General features: G+C 52.9%; 23 protein-coding genes. 12 read left to right on the top strand and 11 right to left on the bottom strand.

What is annotated here, in order from left to right; genetic code table 11:
* On the bottom strand, positions 1-1,806 hold the full coding sequence (kefB, locus tag ACJHX3_RS17785; protein ID WP_094308382.1) for a glutathione-regulated potassium-efflux system protein KefB: 1,806 nt from the start codon (positions 1,804-1,806) through the stop codon (positions 1-3).
* Positions 1,806-2,357, bottom strand: a complete 552-nt coding sequence (gene kefG / locus ACJHX3_RS17780; protein ID WP_123004497.1) for a glutathione-regulated potassium-efflux system ancillary protein KefG — start codon at positions 2,355-2,357, stop codon at positions 1,806-1,808. Before kefG ends, kefB begins: the two co-directional genes overlap by 1 nt.
* 130 nt (positions 2,358-2,487) lie before the next feature.
* Here kefG and ACJHX3_RS17775 point away from each other — a divergent pair, with 130 nt between their 5' ends.
* Genes ACJHX3_RS17775 through ACJHX3_RS17760 form a run of 4 tightly spaced genes read left to right on the top strand, consistent with a single transcriptional unit; the run spans position 2,488 to position 6,558 of the window.
* Positions 2,488-4,401 carry an ABC transporter ATP-binding protein gene (locus tag ACJHX3_RS17775; protein ID WP_000634798.1) on the top strand — a complete coding sequence of 638 codons (1,914 nt, stop codon included), beginning with the start codon at positions 2,488-2,490 and terminating at the stop codon, positions 4,399-4,401.
* The gene (locus tag ACJHX3_RS17770) at positions 4,401-5,423 is read left to right on the top strand and encodes a hydrolase (RefSeq protein ID WP_410236194.1); all 1,023 of its coding nucleotides are present in this window, start codon (positions 4,401-4,403) and stop codon (positions 5,421-5,423) included. The genes ACJHX3_RS17775 and ACJHX3_RS17770 overlap by 1 nt, the downstream gene beginning before the upstream one ends.
* A complete protein-coding gene (locus ACJHX3_RS17765; protein WP_000907085.1) occupies positions 5,417-5,635 on the top strand; it encodes a YheU family protein in 219 nt (72 codons plus the stop codon). Before ACJHX3_RS17770 ends, ACJHX3_RS17765 begins: the two co-directional genes overlap by 7 nt.
* Positions 5,636-5,688: 53 nt before the next feature.
* Positions 5,689-6,558: a phosphoribulokinase gene (locus ACJHX3_RS17760; RefSeq protein WP_001274684.1), complete on the top strand. Its 870-nt coding sequence runs from the start codon at positions 5,689-5,691 to the stop codon at positions 6,556-6,558.
* A gap of 54 nt (positions 6,559-6,612) precedes the next feature.
* Here the strand turns inward: ACJHX3_RS17760 and ACJHX3_RS17755 are convergent, their stop codons facing one another.
* Positions 6,613-7,017 (bottom strand): OsmC family protein, encoded by a 405-nt coding sequence (locus ACJHX3_RS17755; RefSeq protein ID WP_001148908.1) that lies wholly within the window; start codon positions 7,015-7,017, stop codon positions 6,613-6,615.
* A 301-nt stretch (positions 7,018-7,318) separates the two neighbouring features.
* On the opposite strand from ACJHX3_RS17755, the gene crp reads away from it, so the two are divergent.
* On the top strand, positions 7,319-7,951 hold the full coding sequence (gene crp, locus ACJHX3_RS17750; protein WP_000242755.1) for a cAMP-activated global transcriptional regulator CRP: 633 nt from the start codon (positions 7,319-7,321) through the stop codon (positions 7,949-7,951).
* A 50-nt stretch (positions 7,952-8,001) separates the two neighbouring features.
* Complete coding sequence (locus tag ACJHX3_RS17745) at positions 8,002-10,092, top strand: YccS/YhfK family putative transporter (RefSeq protein WP_001309001.1); 2,091 nt, start codon at positions 8,002-8,004, stop codon at positions 10,090-10,092.
* Positions 10,093-10,158: 66 nt separating this feature from the next.
* Here ACJHX3_RS17745 and argD read toward each other — a convergent pair whose 3' ends face one another.
* The 5 genes from argD to ppiA all read right to left on the bottom strand — a co-directional run bounded on the left by argD (position 10,159) and on the right by ppiA (position 13,496).
* On the bottom strand, positions 10,159-11,379 hold the full coding sequence (argD, locus tag ACJHX3_RS17740; RefSeq protein ID WP_033870494.1) for a bifunctional acetylornithine/succinyldiaminopimelate transaminase: 1,221 nt from the start codon (positions 11,377-11,379) through the stop codon (positions 10,159-10,161).
* Between the two features lie 85 nt (positions 11,380-11,464).
* Positions 11,465-12,028 (bottom strand): aminodeoxychorismate synthase component 2, encoded by a 564-nt coding sequence (gene pabA, locus ACJHX3_RS17735; RefSeq protein ID WP_000601857.1) that lies wholly within the window; start codon positions 12,026-12,028, stop codon positions 11,465-11,467.
* Between the two features lie 31 nt (positions 12,029-12,059).
* Positions 12,060-12,662, bottom strand: a complete 603-nt coding sequence (locus ACJHX3_RS17730; RefSeq protein WP_024216372.1) for a putative adenosine monophosphate-protein transferase Fic — start codon at positions 12,660-12,662, stop codon at positions 12,060-12,062.
* Complete coding sequence (locus tag ACJHX3_RS17725) at positions 12,652-12,819, bottom strand: YhfG family protein (RefSeq protein ID WP_000736860.1); 168 nt, start codon at positions 12,817-12,819, stop codon at positions 12,652-12,654. The genes ACJHX3_RS17730 and ACJHX3_RS17725 overlap by 11 nt, the downstream gene beginning before the upstream one ends.
* 104 nt (positions 12,820-12,923) lie before the next feature.
* The gene (ppiA, locus tag ACJHX3_RS17720; RefSeq protein ID WP_000477225.1) at positions 12,924-13,496 is read right to left on the bottom strand and encodes a peptidylprolyl isomerase A; all 573 of its coding nucleotides are present in this window, start codon (positions 13,494-13,496) and stop codon (positions 12,924-12,926) included.
* Positions 13,497-13,766: 270 nt separating this feature from the next.
* Here ppiA and tsgA point away from each other — a divergent pair, with 270 nt between their 5' ends.
* The 6 genes from tsgA (at position 13,767) to ACJHX3_RS17690 (ending at position 20,814) form a co-directional block, all read left to right on the top strand.
* The gene (gene tsgA / locus ACJHX3_RS17715) at positions 13,767-14,948 is read left to right on the top strand and encodes an MFS transporter TsgA (protein WP_024216373.1); all 1,182 of its coding nucleotides are present in this window, start codon (positions 13,767-13,769) and stop codon (positions 14,946-14,948) included.
* Between the two features lie 261 nt (positions 14,949-15,209).
* Entirely contained in the window at positions 15,210-17,753 is a 2,544-nt protein-coding gene (gene nirB / locus ACJHX3_RS17710) for an NADPH-nitrite reductase large subunit (protein WP_094308384.1), read from the top strand.
* Positions 17,750-18,076: a nitrite reductase small subunit NirD gene (nirD, locus tag ACJHX3_RS17705; RefSeq protein WP_000084764.1), complete on the top strand. Its 327-nt coding sequence runs from the start codon at positions 17,750-17,752 to the stop codon at positions 18,074-18,076. The genes nirB and nirD overlap by 4 nt, the downstream gene beginning before the upstream one ends.
* A gap of 125 nt (positions 18,077-18,201) precedes the next feature.
* Positions 18,202-19,008: a nitrite transporter NirC gene (gene nirC, locus ACJHX3_RS17700; protein ID WP_000493563.1), complete on the top strand. Its 807-nt coding sequence runs from the start codon at positions 18,202-18,204 to the stop codon at positions 19,006-19,008.
* 18 nt (positions 19,009-19,026) lie between these two features.
* Positions 19,027-20,400 carry a siroheme synthase CysG gene (cysG, locus tag ACJHX3_RS17695; protein ID WP_024216374.1) on the top strand — a complete coding sequence of 458 codons (1,374 nt, stop codon included), beginning with the start codon at positions 19,027-19,029 and terminating at the stop codon, positions 20,398-20,400.
* Between the two features lie 246 nt (positions 20,401-20,646).
* Positions 20,647-20,814 (top strand): YhfL family protein, encoded by a 168-nt coding sequence (locus ACJHX3_RS17690; protein ID WP_001031834.1) that lies wholly within the window; start codon positions 20,647-20,649, stop codon positions 20,812-20,814.
* A 106-nt stretch (positions 20,815-20,920) separates the two neighbouring features.
* On the opposite strand, the gene ACJHX3_RS17685 is transcribed toward ACJHX3_RS17690, so the two are convergent.
* Genes ACJHX3_RS17685 through ACJHX3_RS17675 form a run of 3 tightly spaced genes read right to left on the bottom strand, consistent with a single transcriptional unit; the run spans position 20,921 to position 23,687 of the window.
* A complete protein-coding gene (locus tag ACJHX3_RS17685) occupies positions 20,921-22,006 on the bottom strand; it encodes an aminotransferase class I/II-fold pyridoxal phosphate-dependent enzyme (protein WP_024216375.1) in 1,086 nt (361 codons plus the stop codon).
* 11 nt (positions 22,007-22,017) lie between these two features.
* On the bottom strand, positions 22,018-23,322 hold the full coding sequence (locus tag ACJHX3_RS17680; protein ID WP_000366861.1) for a YhfT family protein: 1,305 nt from the start codon (positions 23,320-23,322) through the stop codon (positions 22,018-22,020).
* 11 nt (positions 23,323-23,333) lie between these two features.
* Complete coding sequence (locus ACJHX3_RS17675; RefSeq protein WP_000719728.1) at positions 23,334-23,687, bottom strand: DUF2620 domain-containing protein; 354 nt, start codon at positions 23,685-23,687, stop codon at positions 23,334-23,336.
* Between the last annotated feature and the right edge of the window lie 4 nt (positions 23,688-23,691).

Here is a 23,691-nt window from a genome sequence, read left to right as displayed (position 1 = left end):
CTACTCAAATTCATCCCAGCCGTCCAGCTGGCGTCGTTCTTGTTGCATTTCACGCTGGAAAATCTCTTCCAGTTCGCGTCGGGCTTCCCTGGCGCGAGAAATTTGTACGGTATCGGTATGCATTGGGATGAGCTCTCGCAGCATCCGCATATCCAGGCGACGAAAATGCAGTTGCGCCCGCTGTGCCTGATGCGGATGCATGCCAAGCGTGACCAGCGTCTTGCGCCCCAGCTCTAACGCACTGGAGAATGTTTCACGGGAAAACTGCGTCACCCCTGCCTGTAATAACTCATGCGCTTCCACACGTCCGCGCGCTCGCGCAAGAATATGCAAATGCGGAAAGTGCTGCTGGCATATTTCCACCAGCTTCATGGTGTCTTCCGGCTCGTTACAGGTAATGACGATAGACTCAGCGGCCTCTGCTCCCGCAGAACGTAAAAGATCGACCTGCGTGGCGTCGCCGTAATAAACTTTGTAGCCATATTTACGCATCAGGTTAACGGCACTGATATCCCGCTCCAGCACAGTAATGCGCATTTTATTTGCCATCAGCAAACGACCAATCACCTGACCAAAACGCCCAAAGCCCACGACAATGACCTGGGGTTTATCATCGTTGACCCACGGTTTTTCGTCTTCTTCTTCCGGTCCGTTAAACTGGCGGGATAGCCATTTATCCACCAGCTTCATCAGCAGCGGCGTGGTCATCATGGAAAGCGTCACCGTCACCAGCAACAGCGCCATCTGGTCACCCTGGAATAAGCGTTGTGAAGAAGCGGTAGAAAAGAGCACAAAGGCAAACTCACCGCCCTGACTCAACACGCCAGCAAACTGCATCCGCTCTGAGCTACGCACGCCATACAGTCGCGCCAGCAGATACAGCACGAGAATTTTCACCGCCACCAACACAATAACGCTTAACACCACCCACAACAGATGGGTATAAAGCACACCGAGGTTGAGCGACATTCCGACCGAGATAAAAAATAGCCCGAGCAGCAACCCCTTAAACGGGTCGATAGCTGTTTCCAGTTCGTGGCGATATTCGCTTTCTGCCAGCAACACGCCCGCAATAAACGTACCGAGCGCCATCGACAGCCCCAGCGCATCCATAAACAATGCGGAACCCAACACCAGCAGCAACGTCGCGGCGGTGAACACTTCCCGCACGCCAGAAGCTGCAATAAAGCGGAATACCGGACGCAGTAAATAGCGCCCGCCAATCAGCATGCCGACAAACGCCAGCACCTTCATGCCGATCTTCATCCAGTCGAAATGTTCGTCTGCCGAACCCGCCAACAACGGCACTAACGCCAGTGCCGGGATCACTGCCAGATCCTGAAACAGCAGAACCGAAAACCCGAGCTGGCCGGATTCACTGCGATTCATCCCTTTCTCACGCATCAATTGCAACGCCATTGCAGTTGAAGACATCGCAAGGCCAATACCACCGACCACTGCCGCCTGCCAGGCGAAATCCGTCAGCATCAATAATCCCGCCAGCAACGCCGCGCTTAACAGCACCTGTGCCGCACCTACGCCAAAAATCGAACGCCGCAATTGCCAAAGCTTGGAGGGATTCAACTCCAGGCCGATGATAAACATCAGGAACACCACGCCGAGTTCCGAAAAGTGGAGGATCTCATCGACGTCGCTAATAAAACCCAGCCCCCACGGGCCAATTGCAATCCCTGCCAGCAAATATCCCAACACAGCGCCAATACCCAGCCGCGATGCCAGCGGCACCGCAGCCACCGCCGCGAAGAGAAACAACACTCCTGCGAGTAAAAAATCGGAACCTTCCATCAGCGGCCTCCTGGAGACAGCGGATTTGCCAGCCAGTCACCGTAGGCTCTGGCGTGACTCGCCAGCTCCTGTGCGCTTTGCCGTCTCGCCCAGTAAATAATGATGGGACTCAACCAATGCATCCGGCACATGCCCGCCGCCAGTTCAAAGGGGCGCAGAACATCGCTCATCGGGTAGCGATTCAAGGCGTCATAACGGTAAGCACTTTCCGGCTCGCCGGTGGTAATCACGCTACGCCAGTACTTTCCCGCCAGTTGGTTTCCTCCCGGCCCGCTTGCAAAACCACGGCTTAATACCCGGTCCAGCCACTCTTTCAGTAGCGCCGGGCAGCTATAGGTATAAAGAGGATGCTGAAAGACAATCACCTCGTGCTCGCGCAGTAATGCCTGCTCACGGGTGATATCAATAAAAAAATCGGGATAGTGCGCATAAAGGTCGTGCACGGTAACATTGCTGAGCTGCGTGGCCGGTTTAAGCAGTACCCGGTTTGCCACCGAGTCCTGAGATTCCGGATGGGCATACAGCAGCAAAACTTTCGCTGGCTGAGACATCATCCCCCTCCCGGTATGGTTTTTGTGTATAGTCGCTGTTTTGGGCTACCATTGCGCCCGGTGCGGCAGCTCGCCCATACATTACATTATCATAATGATAAGTTAACATAGTCTGAACATACGGCACCTTATGATTGTTTTCTCCTCGTTACAAATTCGTCGCGGCGTGCGCGTCCTGCTGGATAATGCCACCGCCACCATCAACCCCGGGCAGAAAGTCGGCCTGGTGGGTAAAAACGGCTGTGGTAAATCTACCCTGCTGGCATTGCTGAAAAATGAAATCAGCGCCGACGGCGGCAGCTACACCTTTCCGGGAAGCTGGCAACTGGCGTGGGTGAATCAGGAAACGCCGGCGTTACCGCAAGCGGCGCTGGAATATGTCATTGACGGCGACCGTGAATATCGTCAACTGGAAGCGCAGCTACACGACGCCAACGAACGTAACGACGGGCACGCCATTGCGACCATTCATGGCAAGCTGGATGCTATTGACGCATGGAGTATTCGCTCCCGTGCCGCCAGCCTGCTGCACGGCCTCGGTTTCAGCAATGAACAACTGGAGCGCCCGGTAAGTGATTTCTCTGGTGGCTGGCGTATGCGTCTTAACCTTGCCCAGGCGCTGATTTGCCGTTCAGACTTGCTGCTGCTCGACGAACCGACTAACCACCTCGATCTCGATGCCGTTATCTGGCTGGAAAAATGGCTGAAGAGCTATCAGGGCACGCTGATCCTGATCTCTCACGACCGCGACTTCCTCGATCCGATCGTTGATAAAATTATTCATATCGAACAACAAAGCATGTTCGAGTACACCGGCAACTACAGTTCGTTTGAAGTGCAGCGCGCCACCCGTCTGGCGCAGCAACAAGCGATGTACGAAAGCCAGCAGGAACGCGTGGCGCATCTGCAAAGTTATATCGACCGTTTCCGTGCCAAAGCCACCAAAGCGAAGCAGGCCCAGAGCCGCATTAAGATGCTTGAGCGTATGGAGCTGATTGCCCCCGCGCACGTCGACAACCCGTTCCGCTTTAGCTTCCGCGCGCCGGAAAGCCTGCCAAATCCGTTACTGAAGATGGAAAAGGTCAGCGCAGGCTATGGCGATCGCATTATTCTCGACTCGATTAAACTGAATCTGGTCCCCGGCTCGCGCATTGGTCTGCTAGGCCGCAACGGCGCGGGTAAATCGACATTAATCAAACTGTTAGCCGGTGAACTTGCGCCAGTCAGCGGTGAAATTGGTCTGGCGAAAGGGATCAAGCTCGGCTACTTCGCCCAGCATCAACTGGAATACCTGCGCGCCGACGAATCGCCTATTCAACATCTGGCACGTTTAGCGCCGCAGGAACTGGAACAAAAACTGCGTGACTACCTCGGCGGCTTTGGTTTCCAGGGCGATAAAGTGACGGAAGAAACGCGCCGCTTTTCCGGTGGGGAAAAAGCCCGCCTGGTGCTGGCATTAATCGTCTGGCAGCGTCCGAATCTGCTGCTGCTCGACGAACCGACTAACCACCTTGACCTCGACATGCGTCAGGCACTCACCGAAGCATTGATCGAGTTTGAAGGTGCGCTGGTTGTCGTCTCGCACGACCGTCATTTGCTGCGTTCCACCACTGACGATCTCTACCTGGTTCACGATCGTAAAGTCGAACCGTTCGACGGCGATCTGGAAGATTATCAACAGTGGTTGAGCGACGTACAAAAGCAGGAAAACCAGACCGACGAAGCGCCAAAAGAGAACGCGAACAGCGCCCAGGCACGTAAAGATCAGAAGCGTCGGGAAGCGGAGTTGCGTGCGCAAACCCAACCGCTGCGTAAAGAGATCGCCCGTCTGGAAAAAGAGATGGAAAAGCTGAACGCACAGCTGGCGCAGGCGGAAGAGAAACTCGGCGACAGCGAACTGTACGATCAAAGCCGTAAAGCGGAGTTGACCGCCTGCCTGCAACAGCAAGCCAGCGCCAAATCCGGCCTGGAAGAGTGCGAAATGGCGTGGCTGGAAGCCCAGGAGCAGCTTGAGCAGATGCTGCTGGAAGGCCAAAGCAACTGATGGCGCAGATAACGACGACCGATGCCAATGAATTCAGCAGCAGTGCTGAATTCGCCCCTATGCGCGGCTTTAGCAATTGTCATCTACAAACCATGCTGCCGCGTCTGTTTCGTCGCAAGGTGAAATTCACCCCGCACTGGCAGCGACTGGAGTTGCCCGACGGCGATTTTGTCGATCTCGCGTGGAGTGAAGACCCTGCACAGGCGCGTCATAAACCGCGTTTAGTGGTATTTCACGGGCTGGAAGGCAGTCTCAATAGCCCTTACGCCCACGGTCTGGTTGAGGCGGCGCAAAAGCGCGGCTGGCTGGGCGTGGTGATGCATTTTCGCGGATGCAGCGATGAACCAAACCGTATGCACCGCATTTACCATTCGGGCGAAACCGAAGACGCCAGTTGGTTTTTACGCTGGCTGCAACGCGAGTCTGGTCATGCGCCAACGGCTGCCGTCGGCTATTCGCTCGGCGGTAATATGCTGGCCTGTTTGCTGGCAAAAGAAGGCAATGATCTCCCGATTGATGCGGCGGTGATTGTCTCAGCGCCATTTATGCTGGAGGCCTGTAGTTACCATATGGAAAAGGGCTTTTCCCGCGTTTATCAGCGTTACTTGCTGAACCTGTTAAAAGCCAATGCCGCGCGCAAGCTGGCAGCCTACCCCGGAACACTGCCGATTAATCTCGCGCAGTTAAAATCGGTACGTCGCATCCGTGAATTTGACGATCTCATCACCGCCAGAATTCACGGCTACGCTGACGCTATCGACTATTATCGTCAGTGTAGCGCCATGCCGATGCTGAACCAGATCGCCAAACCGACGCTGATTATTCACGCCAAAGACGATCCGTTTATGGATCATCAGGTGATCCCGAAACCGGAAAGTCTCCCCCCGCAGGTGGAGTATCAGCTGACTGAACATGGCGGTCATGTTGGCTTTATTGGCGGTACATTACTTCATCCGAAAATGTGGCTGGAGTCACGCATTCCTGACTGGTTAACAACGTATCTGGAGGCGAAATCATGTTGATTCCGTGGCAAGACCTCTCCCCCGAAACGCTGGAAAATTTAATTGAAAGCTTTGTGTTACGTGAAGGCACCGATTATGGTGAACATGAGCGTACACTTGAACAGAAAGTCGCCGACGTCAAACGCCAGCTACAGTGCGGAGAAGCGGTGCTGGTATGGTCGGAGCTGCACGAAACGGTCAATATCATGCCGCGCAGTCAGTTTCGCGAATAACCTGCAACCGTCGGCGGACGAGATAATAATGATAGCTAAGTCATGGAGTTACTATGTCTGCCAAACATCCGGTCATTGCGGTAACAGGATCCAGCGGCGCGGGGACCACCACCACCAGCCTCGCGTTTCGTAAAATATTCGCGCAGTTAAATCTGCATGCAGCTGAGGTGGAAGGCGACAGTTTTCACCGTTACACCCGCCCGGAAATGGACATGGCGATCCGCAAAGCGCGCGACGCCGGGCGGCATATCAGCTACTTCGGCCCCGAAGCGAACGACTTTGGCCTGCTGGAACAAACCTTCATTGAATATGGTCAGAGCGGCAAAGGGAAATCTCGCAAATATCTGCATACCTACGATGAAGCCGTACCGTGGAATCAGGTACCGGGGACATTCACCCCCTGGCAATCTTTACCGGAACCCACGGATGTACTGTTTTATGAAGGTTTACACGGCGGCGTAGTCACGCCACAGCATAACGTTGCGCAGCATGTGGATTTACTGGTCGGCGTGGTGCCTATCGTTAACCTTGAGTGGATTCAAAAACTGATCCGCGACACCAGCGAGCGCGGGCACTCACGAGAAGCAGTGATGGACTCAGTAGTGCGTTCAATGGAAGACTATATCAACTACATCACACCGCAGTTTTCCCGCACCCATCTTAACTTCCAGCGCGTTCCCACCGTCGACACTTCAAACCCGTTCGCGGCAAAAGGTATCCCGTCGCTGGATGAAAGCTTTGTGGTGATCCATTTTCGTAATCTGGAAGGGATCGATTTCCCCTGGCTGCTGGCGATGTTGCAAGGCTCATTCATTTCCCACATCAATACGTTAGTGGTGCCCGGCGGCAAAATGGGTCTGGCAATGGAATTAATTATGCTGCCGCTGGTGCAACGATTGATGGAAGGGAAGAAAATCGAGTAACTCTGCTATTACGCCGGATAAAATACTATCCGGCTTCACAACGGGATAGTTAAATCACGCGGCAACCACTTCATACGAGTGAGTAATATTCACCGCTTTTTCCAGCATCAACGCCACTGAACAATATTTCTCGGCAGAGAGATCTACCGCACGCGCAACCGCTGCGTCTTTCAGGTCGCGACCGGTGACGATAAAATGCAGATTAATGTGCGTAAACAGGCGTGGTGCCTCTTCGCGGCGTTCAGAGGTCAATTTTACTTCACAATCGACCACATCCTGACGCCCTTTTTGCAGAATAGAAACCACATCGATGGCACTGCAACCACCCGCCGCCATCAACACCATTTCCATCGGACTTGGTGCTTTATCGCCTGAGTTGCCGTCCATTAAAATCTGGTGACCAGAGGCGGATTCGCCCAGAAAAGTTAACCCTTCGACCCACTTCACTCGCGCTTGCATTTTTGCTACTCCACTGCGTCAATTTTCCTGACAGAGTACGCGTACTAACCAAATCGCGCAACGGAAGGCGACCTGGGTCATGCTGAAGCGAGACACCAGGAGACACAAAGCGAAAGCTATGCTAAAACAGTCAGGATGCTACAGTAATACATTGATGTACTGCATGTATGCAAAGGACGTCACATTACCGTGCAGTACAGTTGATAGCCCCTTCCCAGGTAGCGGGAAGCATATTTCGGCAATCCAGAGACAGCGGCGTTATCTGGCTCTGGAGAAAGCTTATAACAGAGGATAACCGCGCATGGTGCTTGGCAAACCGCAAACAGACCCGACTCTCGAATGGTTCTTGTCTCATTGCCACATTCATAAGTACCCATCCAAGAGCACGCTTATTCACCAGGGTGAAAAAGCGGAAACGCTGTACTACATCGTTAAAGGCTCTGTGGCAGTGCTGATCAAAGACGAAGAGGGTAAAGAAATGATCCTCTCCTATCTGAATCAGGGTGATTTTATTGGCGAACTGGGCCTGTTTGAAGAGGGCCAGGAACGTAGCGCATGGGTACGTGCGAAAACCGCCTGTGAAGTGGCTGAAATTTCGTACAAAAAATTTCGCCAATTGATTCAGGTAAACCCGGACATTCTGATGCGTCTGTCTGCACAGATGGCGCGTCGCCTGCAAGTCACTTCAGAGAAAGTGGGCAACCTGGCGTTCCTCGATGTGACGGGCCGCATTGCACAGACTCTGCTGAACCTGGCAAAACAACCGGATGCTATGACTCACCCGGACGGTATGCAAATCAAAATTACCCGTCAGGAAATTGGTCAGATTGTCGGCTGTTCTCGTGAAACCGTGGGACGCATTCTGAAGATGCTGGAAGATCAGAACCTGATCTCCGCACACGGTAAAACCATCGTCGTTTACGGCACTCGTTAATCCCGTCGGAGTGGCGCGTTACCTGGTAGCGCGCCATTTTGTTTCCCCCGATGTGGCGCAGACTGATTTATCACCCCGATATCAACTATGCACTGCGACAAACGCTGGTGCTATGTTTGCCCGTGGCCGTTGGGTTAATGCTTGGCGAATTACGATTCGGTCTGCTCTTCTCCCTCGTTCCTGCCTGTTGCAATATTGCGGGCCTTGATACGCCTCATAAACGTTTTTTCAAACGCTTAATCATTGGTGCGTCGCTGTTTGCAGCCTGTAGCTTGCTGACACAGCTACTACTGGCAAAAGATGTTCCCCTGCCCTTTTTGCTGACCGGATTAACGCTGGTACTTGGCGTCACTGCTGAGCTGGGGCCATTGCACGCAAAATTGCTTCCCGCATCGCTGCTCGCCGCCATTTTTACCCTCAGTCTGGCGGGATACATGCCGGTCTGGGAACCGTTGCTCATCTATGCGTTGGGCACTCTCTGGTACGGATTGTTTAACTGGTTTTGGTTCTGGATCTGGCGCGAACAACCGCTGCGCGAGTCACTAAGTCTGCTGTACCGCGAACTGGCAGATTATTGTGAAGCCAAATACAGCCTGCTTACCCAGCACACCGACCCTGAAAAAGCGCTGCCGCCGCTGCTTGTGCGCCAGCAAAAAGCGGTCGATTTAATTACCCAGTGCTATCAGCAAATGCATATGCTTTCCGCGCAAAATAATACCGATTACAAGCGGATGCTGCGTATTTTCCAGGAGGCGCTGGATTTGCAGGAACATATTTCGGTCAGTTTGCATCAGCCGGAAGAGGTGCAAAAGCTGGTCGAGCGTAGCCATGCGGAAGAAGTTATTCGCTGGAATGCGCAAACCGTCGCCGCTCGCCTGCGCGTGCTGGCTGATGACATTCTTTACCATCGCCTGCCGACGCGTTTTACGATGGAAAAGCAAATTGGCGCACTGGAAAAAATCGCCCGCCAGCATCCGGATAATCCGGTTGGGCAATTCTGCTACTGGCATTTCAGCCGCATTGCCCGCGTGCTGCGCACCCAAAAACCGCTCTATGCGCGTGACTTACTGGCCGATAAACAGCGGCGAATGCCGTTACTTCCGGCGCTGAAAAGTTATCTGTCACTAAAGTCTCCGGCGCTACGCAATGCCGGACGACTCAGTGTGATGTTAAGCGTTGCCAGCCTGATGGGCACCGCACTGCATCTGCCGAAGTCGTACTGGATCCTGATGACGGTATTGCTGGTGACGCAAAATGGCTATGGCGCGACCCGTCTGAGGATTGTGAATCGCTCCGTGGGAACCGTGGTCGGGTTAATCATTGCGGGCGTAGCGCTGCACTTTAAAATTCCCGAAGGTTACACCCTGACCTTGATGCTGATTACCACCCTCGCCAGCTACCTGATATTGCGCAAAAACTACGGCTGGGCGACGGTCGGTTTTACCATTACCGCAGTGTATACCCTGCAACTGTTGTGGTTGAACGGTGAGCAGTACATCCTTCCACGTCTTATTGATACCATTATTGGTTGTTTAATTGCTTTCGGTGGTACCGTCTGGCTGTGGCCGCAGTGGCAGAGCGGGTTATTGCGTAAGAACGCCCATGACGCTTTAGAAGCCTATCAGGAAGCGATTCGCTTGATTCTGAGTGAGGACCCGCAACCAACGCCACTGGCCTGGCAGCGAATGCGGGTGAATCAGGCGCATAACACTCTGTATAACTCATTGAATCAGGCGATGCAGGAACCGGCATTCAACAGCCATTATCTGGCAGATATGAAACTGTGGGTAACGCACAGTCAGTTTATTGTTGAGCATATCAATGCCATGACCACGCTGGCACGGGAACACCGGGCATTGCCACCTGAACTGGCGCAAGAATATTTGCAGTCTTGTGAAATCGCCATTCAGCGTTGTCAGCAGCGGCTGGAGTATGACGAACCGGGTAGTTCCGGCGATGCCAATATCATGGATGCGCCGGAGATGCAGCCGCACGAAGGCGCGGCAGGTACGCTGGAGCAGCATCTACAGCGGGTTATTGGTCATCTGAACACCATGCACACCATTTCGTCGATGGCATGGCGTCAGCGACCGCATCACGGGATTTGGCTGAGTCGCAAGTTGCGGGATTCGAAGGCGTAATGCAGGCTAAACCATCAGATACAGCGTTCGCGCCGCATCCGACATCTTTTGCCTGATGCGTCGTATTTACGCCCCAATCACCTTCGCCACCGCGTAGGCGAAACGTTGCATCCCTTCATCGATATCCGCATCTTCCACCACCAGCGACGGCGCAAAACGCATCACATCCGGTCCGGCGTTCAGCACCATTACGCCAGCCTCTGCGCCCGCATACAGGAAATCACGCGCCCGACCTTTGTACTGTGGTTTCAGCTCCGCGCCAATTAACAGACCCATACCGCGAATATCGCTAAACACATCGTACTGCTGATCGATCTTCTGCAAATGGTCAACAAAACGCTGGCGTTTCGCCTGAATACCTTCCAGCACTTCAGGGGTATTGATGATATCAAACGCCGCGCCCGCTACTGCACAGGCCAGAGGATTACCGCCGTAGGTGGAACCGTGAGAACCAGGATGAAACGCAGAAGCAATTTCCGCCGTGGTCAGCATGGCGCTAATCGGGAATCCGCCACCTAACGCTTTCGCAGAGGTCAGAATATCCGGCGTCACGCCGTAGTGCATGTAAGCAAACAAATCGCCAGTCCGCCCCATCCCGCACTGCACTTCATCAAACACCAATAATGCCTGATGTTGATCGCACAGCTCGCGCAAGCCCTGCAAAAACTCTGGCGTCGCTGCCGTCACACCGCCCTCGCCCTGGATCGGTTCAACCACCACCGCACAGGTGTGATCATCCATCACCGCTTTCACTGCGTGGAGATCGTTAAAGGGAACGTGGATGATGTCTGCCGGTTTTGGCCCAAAGCCGTCGGAATATTTTGGCTGCCCGCCCACCGAGACGGTAAACAGCGAACGACCATGAAAAGCGTTATGGAAGGCAATAATTTTGGTTTTGAATGGGCTATGACGCACACAGGCGTAATGACGCGCCAGTTTGAAGGCGGTTTCGTTAGCTTCCGTGCCGGAGTTCATAAACACCACGCGTTCGGCAAACGTTGCCTCAATCAGTTTACGCCCAAGACGCAGCGCCGGTTCATTGGTGAAAACGTTACTGATATGCCACAGAGTTTCGCCCTGGGTTTTTAACGCATTCACCAGCGCAGGATGGCAATGGCCCAACGCCGTAACTGCAATGCCACCCGCGAAATCGACATACTCCTTGCCTTGCTGATCCCAGATTCGGCTCCCCTGACCTTTTACCGGAATAAACTCTGCCGGAGCATAAATCGGCAGGATCACTTCATCGAAAGTCGCGCGTGTAATTGCTGTTTGTTCAATTGCCATCTCATGATCACCCTGTTACGCATAAACCAATGTGAGATTATAATCACAAAATATGCATAAAAAATCACTTAATAGCAATCAGAAATCAGCGATGCAGGAAATTAGCCAGCAGTTGATGTCCTTGTTCGCTGAGAATACTTTCCGGGTGGAACTGCACACCTTCCAGATCCCACTGGCGATGGCGAATCCCCATAATCTCGCGGGTTTCGCTCCAGGCCGTCACTTCAAAGCACGCTGGTAATGAGTCAGGTTCCACCACCAGCGAATGGTAGCGTGTCACGGTAAGTGGATTTGCCAGCCCCCGAAATACGCCCTCACCGCTATGTGTAATCGGCGAGGTTTTGCCGTGCATGACCTTTGCTGCGCGCACAACTTTGCCGCCAAATGCCTGTGCCATTGCCTGATGACCGAGGCAAACGCCAAGAATCGGCAAGCGCCCGGCATAGTGGCGAATAACGTCAAGGGAGATCCCGGCTTCATCTGGCGTACAGGGTCCGGGTGAGATGACAATTTTTTGTGGTTTAAGGGCGTCGATATCCGCCAGCGTCAACGCATCGTTGCGCTTAACCAGCACATCCGCCCCCAGTTCACAAAAGTACTGGTAGAGGTTCCAGGTAAAAGAATCGTAGTTATCTATAAGCAGGATCATGGCGGCTCCGGTACGAAAGAACCGCGCTATTTTACTCAGATTCCCCGGCTTCGCTTACCACTTTGCTAAATATCATCTGCAGCGCGGTGAGATCCCCCATTGCCCCATTCTGATTTGCCTGATTCCAGGCCTCTTTTTCGATACCCTGCCAGCTCAGTTGATATCCGGCATGAATTGCCAGTTGCTCGAAGAAGATCCGCTGTGCCAAACCACTTCCCACCCGGAAGGGATGCAGCACGTTGATTTCACAATAGTAATGTGCCAGCCGCTCGACGAACTTCTCTTTCTCCAGGCCAACCAGATAACCTTCTTCCTCCAGATCCTGCATCAGGGCATTGCCCTCTTTTTCGATATAGGCAAAGTGGCAGAACGGCGTATCGCCCTGATAAATATCAACTTCACGCAATTGCCCCGCCCAGTCGAAAATATCCTGATACAGCTGGCGATGGATAGTGCGCAAATGCGGTAAACCGCGCACCAGCGGACCAAGCTCAATGGTCGCAGCACGCAGCGCCGTCATTTCGTAAGCAGCCTGTTCCAGCCGCTGTTGCTGGCGGATGTTCAGCCGGTTACGCATGATATCAAGACCAGGATAAAGATACGGATCGCGCCCTTCGCCGAATTTATCGCTCATAGTGCCTCCTCAGCTCTTCAAGGCGCGCTAAAGCCTCTGCGGCAGTAAGAGTGACTAAAGGCATCTCGACGCCTTCAAGACGGCGACTGGCCTGGAAATTACGATTACGCTGAAGCTCCCAGAGACGGGACTTTTGCTTATCGGTGAGTTTCTTCACTTGATGCCTCCCTGAACGTGTCCATTTGCCACAAGTATAAGCGGCAAATCCGGGTTACGCCGGGAGAGCAGAAGCGCGGGCAAGATTGCCCGCGCGAGAAATCATTACGGCAGGACTTTAGCGGAGAGGATAACTACCGGTTTTGACGGCACATTCTGGTACGGACCAACGTCATGAGTCGGCACCTGGGAAATCTTATCGGCAACGTCCATGCCTTTCACCACTTTACCAAATACCGCGTAACCGAAATCACGCTGACCATGGTCAAGGAAGGCGTTATCGGCAACGTTGATAAAGAACTGGCTGGTGGCGCTGTCTTTGTCAGCGGTACGCGCCATCGCGATGGTGCCACGCGTGTTGCGCAGGCCGTTATCGGCTTCATTTTTGATTGGCGGGTTTGGTTTTTTCTGCTGCATCTGCTCGGTGAAACCGCCGCCCTGAATCATAAAGCCAGGAATGACGCGGTGAAAGGTAGTGTTGTTATAAAAACCGCTGTTCACATAATCGACAAAGTTTTGCACAGACACTGGCGCTTTTTGTTTATCCAGCTCCAGTTCGATATTACCAGCTGAGGTTGTCAACAATACGTGCGGGTCCCCTTTCGCTGCCATTGCTGCGGGAGAAAGAGCAGAAAGAGCGAAAACAGCAGCCATCGCCGCCAGGGTCGATTTGAACATGAGATTTCCTTAACAAACAGAGCAGAAAAAAAGCAAGTGAAGAGATTCTAAATAGCCTTCAAGAACAAGGCCATCCCTTTACCTAATTTTACGTATCTGAAATATATGTAACCTGACGATCACTTTTTATTCTGTGATCAAAATCACCTCTTAAAATGCAATTTAGCAACCGATTGCAATAAAACATTTAAACAGATCACAAAATCACCTAAAATCGCCCGCTCGCGGCATATCCCGCTATGCCATTTTATTTTTGAACGCAGGCCAATCATGACTAACAGCAATCGCATCAAGCTCACATGGATTAGCTTTCTCTCCTACGCACTGACCGGTGCGTTGGTTATTGTCACCGGGATGGTGATGGGAAATATCGCCGATTATTTCAATCTGCCTGTTTCCAGTATGAGTAACACCTTCACCTTCCTCAACGCCGGCATTTTAATCTCTATCTTCCTCAACGCCTGGCTGATGGAAATCGTCCCGTTGAAAACGCAGTTACGTTTTGGCTTTCTCCTGATGGTGCTGGCGGTTGCCGGTTTGATGTTCAGCCACAGCCTGGCGCTGTTCTCGGCGGCGATGTTCATTCTCGGGGTGGTCAGTGGCATCACCATGTCGATTGGTACATTCCTGGTAACACAAATGTATGAAGGGCGTCAGCGCGGTTCCCGCCTGTTATTTACCGACTCCTTCTTCAGTATGGCTGGGATGATTTTCCCAATGATCGCCGCGTTTCTACTGGCGCGCAGCATTGAGTGGTACTGGGTTTATGCCTGCATCGGGCTGGTGTATGTCGCTATTTTTATTCTGACCTTCGGCTGTGAGTTCCCGGCACTGGGCAAACATGCACCAAAAACGGATGCTCCGGTAGAGAAAGAAAAGTGGGGGATCGGCGTGCTGTTTCTCTCCATTGCGGCACTGTGCTACATCCTCGGTCAGTTAGGTTTTATCTCCTGGGTGCCGGAGTATGCCAAAGGCCTGGGCATGAGCCTGAACGACGCTGGCACGCTGGTGAGTAACTTCTGGATGTCATATATGGTCGGCATGTGGGCGTTCAGCTTTATTCTTCGCTTCTTCGATTTGCAACGTATCCTGACCGTACTGGCTGGTCTGGCTGCGATTCTGATGTACGTCTTTAACACCGGAACACCGGCACATATGGCGTGGTCAATTCTCGCCCTGGGCTTCTTCTCCAGCGCGATCTATACCACCATCATCACCCTGGGTTCACAGCAGACCAAAGTACCGTCACCAAAACTGGTTAACTTTGTCCTGACCTGCGGGACCATCGGTACTATGTTGACCTTTGTGGTTACCGGCCCGATTGTTGAACATAGCGGTCCGCAGGCGGCACTGCTTACAGCAAACGGTCTGTACGCTATCGTCTTTGTGATGTGCTTCCTGTTAGGTTTCGTCAGCCGTCACCGTCAGCATAACACCCTGACCTCTCATTAATTGCTCATGCCGGGCGGCGCTATCGTCGTCCGGCCTTTTCCTCTCTTACCCTGCTACGTGCATCTATTTCTATAAACCCGTTCAATTTGTCTGTTTTTTGCACAAACATGAAATGTCAGACAATTCCGTGACTTAAGAAAATTTATACAAATCAGCAATATACCCCTTAAGGAGTATATAAAGGTGAATTTGATTTACATCAATAAGCGGGGTTGCTGAATCGTTAAGGTAGGCGGTAATAGAAAAGAAATCGAGGCAAAAATGAGCAAAGTCAGACTCGCAATTATCGGTAACGGTATGGTCGGCCATCGCTTTATCGAAGATCTTCTTGATAAATCTGATGCGGCCAACTTTGATATTACCGTTTTCTGTGAAGAACCGCGCATCGCTTATGACCGCGTACACCTCTCGTCTTACTTCTCTCACCACACCGCCGAAGAGCTGTCGCTGGTGCGCGAAGGCTTCTACGAGAAACACGGCATCAAAGTTCTGGTCGGCGAACGCGCTATCACCATCAACCGTCAGGAGAAGGTGATTCACTCCAGCGCCGGGCGCACCGTTTTTTATGACAAGCTGATCATGGCGACCGGTTCCTACCCGTGGATCCCGCCAATTAAAGGTTCTGATACCCAGGACTGCTTTGTCTACCGCACCATTGAAGACCTCAACGCCATTGAATCCTGCGCCCGTCGCAGCAAACGCGGTGCCGTTGTTGGTGGCGGCCTGTTAGGTCTGGAAGCCGCTGGCGCGCTGAAAAACTTAGGTATTGAAACCCACGTTATCGAATTTGCCCCTATGCTGATGGCGGAACAGCTTGATCAGATGGGCGGCGAGCAGCTGCGTCGCAAAATCGAAAGTATGGGCGTGCGCGTTCACACCAGCAAAAACACCCTTGAGATTGTGCAGGAAGGTGTTGAAGCGCGTAAAACCATGCGTTTTGCCGACGGCAGCGAACTGGAAGTCGACTTTATCGTCTTCTCTACCGGTATCCGTCCGCGCGATAAGCTGGCAACCCAGTGTGGTCTGGACGTTGCTCCGCGTGGGGGTATTGTCATTAATGATTCCTGCCAGACTTCCGATCCGGATATCTACGCCATCGGTGAATGCGCAAGCTGGAACAACCGTGTATTTGGTCTGGTAGCACCAGGCTACAAAATGGCGCAGGTCGCCGTTGACCATATTCTCGGTAACGAAAACGCCTTTGAAGGTGCTGACCTTAGCGCCAAGCTGAAACTGCTGGGCGTAGACGTAGGCGGTATTGGTGATGCTCACGGTCGCACGCCTGGCGCACGTAGCTACGTTTACCTCGACGAAAGCAAAGAGATCTACAAACGCCTGATTGTCAGCGAAGACAACAAAACCCTGCTCGGTGCGGTACTGGTGGGCGATACCAGCGACTACGGCAACCTACTGCAACTGGTGCTGAACGCTATCGAGCTGCCGGAAAACCCGGATTCTCTGATCCTGCCGGCGCACTCGGGTAGCGGTAAGCCGTCTATCGGTGTTGATAAACTGCCGGACAGCGCGCAAATCTGCTCCTGCTTCGACGTCACCAAAGGTTATCTGATTGCTGCCATCAACAAAGGCTGCCACACCGTTGCGGCGCTGAAAGCTGAAACCAAAGCGGGTACTGGCTGCGGTGGCTGTATCCCGCTGGTCACTCAGGTACTGAACGCGGAACTGGCGAAACAGGGCATCGAAGTTAACAACAACCTGTGCGAACACTTTGCTTATTCGCGTCAGGAACTGTTCCATTTAATCCGCGTTGAAGGCATTAAAACCTTCGAAGAACTGCTGGCGAAACACGGCAAAGGCTACGGTTGTGAAGTTTGTAAACCGACCGTCGGTTCGCTGCTGGCCTCCTGCTGGAACGAATACATTCTGAAGCCGGAACATACTCCGCTGCAGGATTCTAACGATAACTTCCTCGCTAACATCCAGAAAGACGGCACCTACTCGGTGATCCCGCGTTCTCCGGGCGGTGAAATCACCCCGGAAGGGCTGATGGCAGTAGGTCGTATCGCGCGTGAATTTAATCTCTACACCAAAATCACCGGCTCCCAGCGCCTGGCGATGTTTGGCGCACAGAAAGACGATCTGCCGGAGATCTGGCGTCAGCTGATTGAAGCCGGCTTCGAAACCGGTCATGCCTATGCGAAAGCACTGCGTATGGCGAAAACCTGCGTGGGTAGCACCTGGTGCCGCTACGGCGTTGGCGACAGCGTCGGCCTCGGCGTGGAACTGGAAAACCGCTACAAAGGCATCCGTACGCCGCACAAAATGAAGTTCGGTGTCTCCGGCTGTACCCGTGAATGTTCAGAAGCCCAGGGTAAAGACGTGGGTATCATCGCCACCGAAAAAGGCTGGAACCTGTATGTTTGCGGTAACGGCGGCATGAAACCGCGTCATGCGGATCTGCTGGCGGCGGATATCGATCGCGAAACGCTGATCAAATATCTCGACCGCTTCATGATGTTCTACATCCGTACTGCCGACAAACTGACGCGTACCGCGCCGTGGTTAGAAAACCTTGAAGGCGGCATCGATTACCTGAAAGCGGTGATCATTGACGACAAACTGGGGCTGAACGCACATCTGGAAGAAGAGATGGCGCGCCTGCGTGAAGCGGTAGTATGTGAGTGGACTGAGACGGTCAATACACCGTCCGCGCAGACTCGCTTCAAACACTTCATCAACAGCGACAAGCGTGACCCGAACGTGCAGATGGTGCCAGAGCGCGAACAGCACCGTCCGGCAACGCCGTATGAACGTATCCCGGTAACTCTGGTGGAGGACAACGCATGAGCCAGTGGAAAGACATCTGCAAAATCGATGACATCCTGCCTGAAACCGGCGTCTGCGCGCTGTTAGGTGACGAGCAGGTAGCAATTTTCCGCCCGTATCACAGCGACCAGGTGTTTGCGATCAGCAACATCGACCCGTTCTTCGAGTCCAGCGTGTTGTCACGCGGGCTGATTGCGGAACACCAGGGCGAGCTGTGGGTCGCCAGCCCGCTGAAAAAACAGCGTTTTCGCTTAAGCGACGGCTTGTGCATGGAAGACGAACAGTTTTCCGTCAAGCATTACGAAGCGCGAGTGAAAGACGGCGTGGTACAGCTGCGCGGTTAATGTTTTAACGGGAGGCGCAATGCCTCCCCTTTTTGCATTGTCCTGTAATGACCTTCGGTATATTGCAGGACATTTTTTAAACTTTTTGTTTTATTTTTTGTTTTTATTTTTTAAAGGATAATCAAATGTTTACAGACACTATTAATAAGTGTGCGGCTAACGCTGCGCGCATTGCACGCCTGTCGGCAAATAACCCGCTCGGCTTCTGGGTCAGCTCCGCCATGGCGGGCGCGTATGTGGGTCTTGGGATCATCCTGATTTTCACGCTCGGTAATTTGCTCGACCCGTCCGTACGTCCTCTGGTGATGGGCGCGACCTTTGGTATCGCCTTAACGCTGGTCATTATTGCTGGTTCTGAGCTGTTCACCGGACACACCATGTTCCTCACCTTTGGAGTGAAAGCGGGCACTATCAGCCACGGGCAAATGTGGGCAATCCTGCCGCAAACCTGGCTGGGTAACCTGGTCGGTTCCGTCTTCGTTGCCATGCTCTATAGCTGGGGTGGCGGTAGCCTGCTGCCGGTAGATACCAGCATCGTTCACTCCGTCGCGCTGGCTAAAACCACTGCACCGGCAATGGTACTGTTCTTCAAAGGTGCATTGTGTAACTGGCTGGTTTGCCTGGCTATCTGGATGGCGCTGCGCACTGAAGGGGCGGCGAAATTTATCGCTATCTGGTGGTGTCTGCTGGCATTTATCGCGTCCGGCTACGAGCACTCCATCGCTAACATGACGCTGTTCGCCCTCTCCTGGTTTGGCAACCACAGCGAAGCCTACACGCTGGCGGGTATTGGTCATAACCTGCTGTGGGTGACGCTGGGTAATACTTTATCAGGTGCCGTATTCATGGGATTGGGTTATTGGTATGCTACGCCGAAAGCGAATCGTCCGGTTGCGGACAAATTTAATCAAACTGAAACAGCTGCCGGTTAATTACTAAGGGGTTTTTACGTGGATCATTTGCCTATATTTTGCCAATTACGCGATCGCGACTGTCTGATTGTCGGCGGTGGTGATGTCGCGGAACGCAAAGCAAGGTTGCTGTTAGACGCAGGCGCTCGCTTAACGGTGAATGCATTAGCGTTTATTCCACAGTTCACCGCATGGGCAGATGCAGGCATGTTAACCCTCGTCGAAGGGCCATTTGATGAAAGCCTTCTCGACACCTGCTGGCTGGCGATTGCAGCGACGGATGATGACGCGCTTAACCAGCGCGTCAGTGAAGCCGCTGAAGCTCGTCGCATCTTCTGTAACGTGGTCGATGCGCCGAAAGCCGCCAGCTTTATTATGCCGTCGATTATTGACCGCTCACCGCTCATGGTCGCGGTCTCCTCTGGCGGCACCTCTCCGGTTCTGGCACGCCTGTTGCGCGAAAAACTCGAATCACTGCTGCCGTTGCATCTGGGCCAGGTAGCGAAATACGCCGGGCAATTACGCGGGCGAGTGAAACAACAGTTCGCCACGATGGGTGAGCGTCGCCGTTTCTGGGAGAAATTGTTCGTTAACGACCGCCTGGCGCAGTCGCTGGCAAACAACGATCAGAAAGCCATTACTGAAACGACCGAACAGTTAATCAATGAACCGCTCGATCATCGCGGTGAAGTGGTGCTGGTTGGCGCAGGTCCGGGCGATGCCGGGCTGCTGACACTGAAGGGTCTGCAACAAATTCAGCAGGCAGATGTGGTGGTTTACGACCGTCTGGTTTCTGACGATATTATGAATCTGGTACGCCGCGATGCTGATCGCGTTTTCGTCGGCAAACGCGCGGGATACCACTGCGTACCGCAGGAAGAGATTAACCAGATCCTGCTGCGGGAAGCGCAAAAAGGCAAACGCGTGGTGCGGCTGAAAGGTGGCGATCCGTTTATTTTTGGCCGTGGTGGCGAAGAGCTGGAAACACTGTGCAACGCGGGTATTCCGTTCTCGGTGGTTCCTGGTATTACCGCAGCTTCTGGTTGCTCTGCCTATTCGGGTATTCCGCTCACGCATCGCGATTATGCCCAGAGCGTACGCTTAATTACCGGACACTTAAAAACCGGTGGCGAACTGGACTGGGAAAACCTGGCGGCAGAAAAACAGACGCTGGTGTTCTATATGGGGTTGAATCAGGCCGCGACTATTCAGCAAAAGCTGATTGAACACGGTATGCCTGGCGAAATGCCGGTGGCAATTGTCGAAAACGGAACGGCAGTCACGCAGCGCGTGATTGACGGTACACTCTCGCTGCTGGGCGAACTGGCGCAGCAAATGAACAGTCCATCGCTAATTATTATTGGTCGGGTTGTTGGCCTGCGCGATAAACTGAACTGGTTCTCCAACCATTAATGTAACCCGGGCCAGAGAATTCTGGCCTTCTTAATGACTCTTTTTATATATTCAGCAAATAAAACATAACCCCTTAATAAATATTATCTGCTAATGGGTTATATTCACCGTTACAGCGACTTACAAAATTAAGCCATTCACTCACTGACGCTAATTAAATATTCCTGTATCGTTCTTAATGAGCAGTCTGCTTATATTCATATAAACAATGAATATTAATCAATATATAATACATAGGGAATGTAAATGAACAAATTTATTAAAGTTGCACTGGTAGGTGCGGTACTGGCTACGTTAACTGCATGTACTGGTCATATTGAAAACCGTGATAAAAACTGCTCTTACGACTACCTGCTGCACCCGGCAATTTCTATTTCTAAAATCATTGGCGGTTGCGGTCCTACTGCACAGTAAGTCTCTGACTGAAAGCGGCTAACACCGGTTTAATTGCCTGACGCCCTCGGGGTTACCCGAGGGCGTATTTATTTCTGCATTCTTTTCGAAAACATCATGCACAAGATTAAATACTGGCAATACTCTCACGCAAAATCCGCAGCACCGTCTCTTCACCGCTGCGATTTGGGTTAATACGAATCGCGTAATGTTCGAGTTGCGGATTCGCCTGGCGAAACGTTCCGGAAAGTCGATAAAAAAGCGGCGGGATCTCATATTTCGACTCTGCACCAACCGGGTAAGGCAAGGCACCGCGCTTTTGCGCCTCTTCCAGCACCCTGGCGGCAATCGGCTGATGAAATTCCACAATCAACACTTTCGACTGCGCATTGGCAATCACCGCGCTTTTCACTTCCGCCACTGCGCCACCGTTAAGTAAAGCCAGCAACCGTTCAGATACCCCCGCCTGCACCGCGTGCATCACTGGCGCAAACACCAGCCCACGCAAGACTTCCAACGCCTGAGCGCCCTGAATCTGGCTGCCGCCGGAGTAGAGCGTGGCGCGAATACGGTTAATAACATCAGCATCGCCTACCACCGCGCCAACACCCTCTGGCCCAAATAGCTTGAAGCAGGAAAATGTCGAGACATTCGCCCCGCATTCACAGCCAATGCGCGCCACCTTCATCACCGCATAGTTGTCATCGGTTAAGGCTGGAACACTTGCCGCGCGCAACGTTGCCAGCACATCTGCCAGAATGTACCCGTCCTGCGGCTGCTGGCGCGTATGCTGCACCAGCGCCGCATCCGGTAGTTGCTCCTCGACGACCTGCTTCAGTGCCGACAGGTCATTGAAATCAGCAGTAATAAGCGTCAGCCCCATCTGCTCAATAATAACCCGTGTCGTCGGGTAAACAGGCGCGTCATGCACCAGAAGACGCTGCCCCGGTTTGAGCAAAGCCGCCAACGCCGCACGGATCGCGCCAGTACCCGCGCCCTGTACCAGCGCCGCAGCCTGTGCGTGAAATGCATCAGCCAGCACCTGTTCCACTCGCTGGGTAATGCGCGGTTGATTCAGCCCCGGCGTTAAGCCCAAATCCCCGCGGGTAAGAAACTCGCTGCCGGGAAAATGGCGGCAAATCGTGTCCACCAGCGCAAACTGCTTTTGCTGCGCCTCAATAAGCGTCAGGCTTTGCAGAGGAAACGTCTTCATAGGTGCCTTCCTTAAGCCGGAACGAACAAGCCAAACCAGTAAAGAACATTCAGCAGAATACCGGTGATCATTACTGCCACGACCGGTGCCGCCATTTTCTGTACCGGACGACCCAGAGATTCGTTGAGGAAGTAAATGGCAACCGCGATAGAGAATCCGGTATAACCCGCCATCTTAATTGCTGCGAAAATCGAACCGACCAGAAGAGCCACTTCCATCAGCATATTCATGGCGTTACGGATGTTATCCGACGCATTACGCACCGACGGGTAGCGCCCCAGCCATTTGCCGATCGAGCGAAGCAGCAAGACTTCCGCCGAAATAACCACTGCGCCTAATACCGCTGCAACCATCGGATTCGGCGAGAGATAGCCCACCGCATAAACAAAGGTAAAGCCCGCAACTGCATACACACCAGTGGCTAACGCGGTGGTGGCAATCAACGGTACAAAACCCAGCCCGCGCATAAATTCCGCCAGAGCTGCCTGGTTGATTAGTGTTTGCGATTGTTCCGGCGTTACGCCTGCGGAGTACGCTTTCTCCAGAGTGAAGATCGACACTTCACTACCGGCGAAAATCTTCATGCTGGCAACGGCGGCAATCAATGCTCCCACGATGGCGATATACGGTAAGTTTTTGATAATCCGTGACGTGCGTTCTTCAAACACCGAAAGCCCGCTGGCATCAATGTCATTTTCATCACGATGACGCAAGTCGTGAGTTATCGCGATCCCCAGCAGCATCACCATGCCAATAAAGATTTCGATGGATTCAGGGTTAAGATGTGGGAAATAGCGCACGACGACCACACGGGTCATCAGTACCACCACGGCGGCGATCAGACTTTGCTTCCAGCCGAACTGGTAGAAAATCGCCACCAGCGGGAACAGTGCAAAAGCTGAAACCACCGGCGAGCTTAATTCCCCCAGGCTACCTAATACATCCACCGGTAGCGCGGTCAGCAGCTGGTTTACCGGCAACAGGCAAGTAAGGATCAACACGCCCCAGATAGCGCCAAGACCAAACGCCATCAGGCTGTTTATCGCCAGTACGCCGAGGATATCGGTAGGAAGAAAGAGTAACCATGCGTTGAGCAGCCCGGTTTTCAGGGTAAACGAGATCCCCACCGAGGCCACAAAACCAATGCTCAGACCAAAAGCGATACTCCCCGCCTCGCGACGGTTCATATAGCCTTCAATCAGTTGCGGCAGGATCGGGCGGATACCGTCATGAAAAACGGCCGCCGAGCGATGCGCCAGAAGCGATGTCATACCCGTCAGGCACGCCACCACGATAATCTGAATATACAGATCCATAGTCGTGCCTTTTATTTCAGATGGTTAATCAGCATCGGAATCGCGTGTTCGACATGCTCAACGGAAAGCCCAAACGCCACTTTCCCTTCGGCGATCATTTTGGCGATATGTTCGTCTTTCGCTTTAATGCCTGGTTTGGCAATGGTGCAACTTTTGTTATAGCCAATCACCGCGATGGCAATCGACAATGCCGCGCCCGCACCGGTATTACACGCGCCGATGTAGTAATCCAGTTGCCCGGATTTCACTTTCATTGCCGCTTCCATGTCGTTGTGAATGAAAACTTCAAAACAGCCAGGAGCCGTCGCTTCAATGGTTTTTTTAATCTGCTCACGCTGTAAGCCTGCAACACCAATCTTTTTCATGAGT

The organism is Escherichia sp. WS1265 (assembly GCF_046487585.1).
In the GTDB taxonomy this organism is placed as follows: domain Bacteria; phylum Pseudomonadota; class Gammaproteobacteria; order Enterobacterales; family Enterobacteriaceae; genus Escherichia; species Escherichia coli.
Note: the sequence above shows the minus strand (reverse complement) of the source record. Positions and strands in the feature narration are given on the sequence as shown.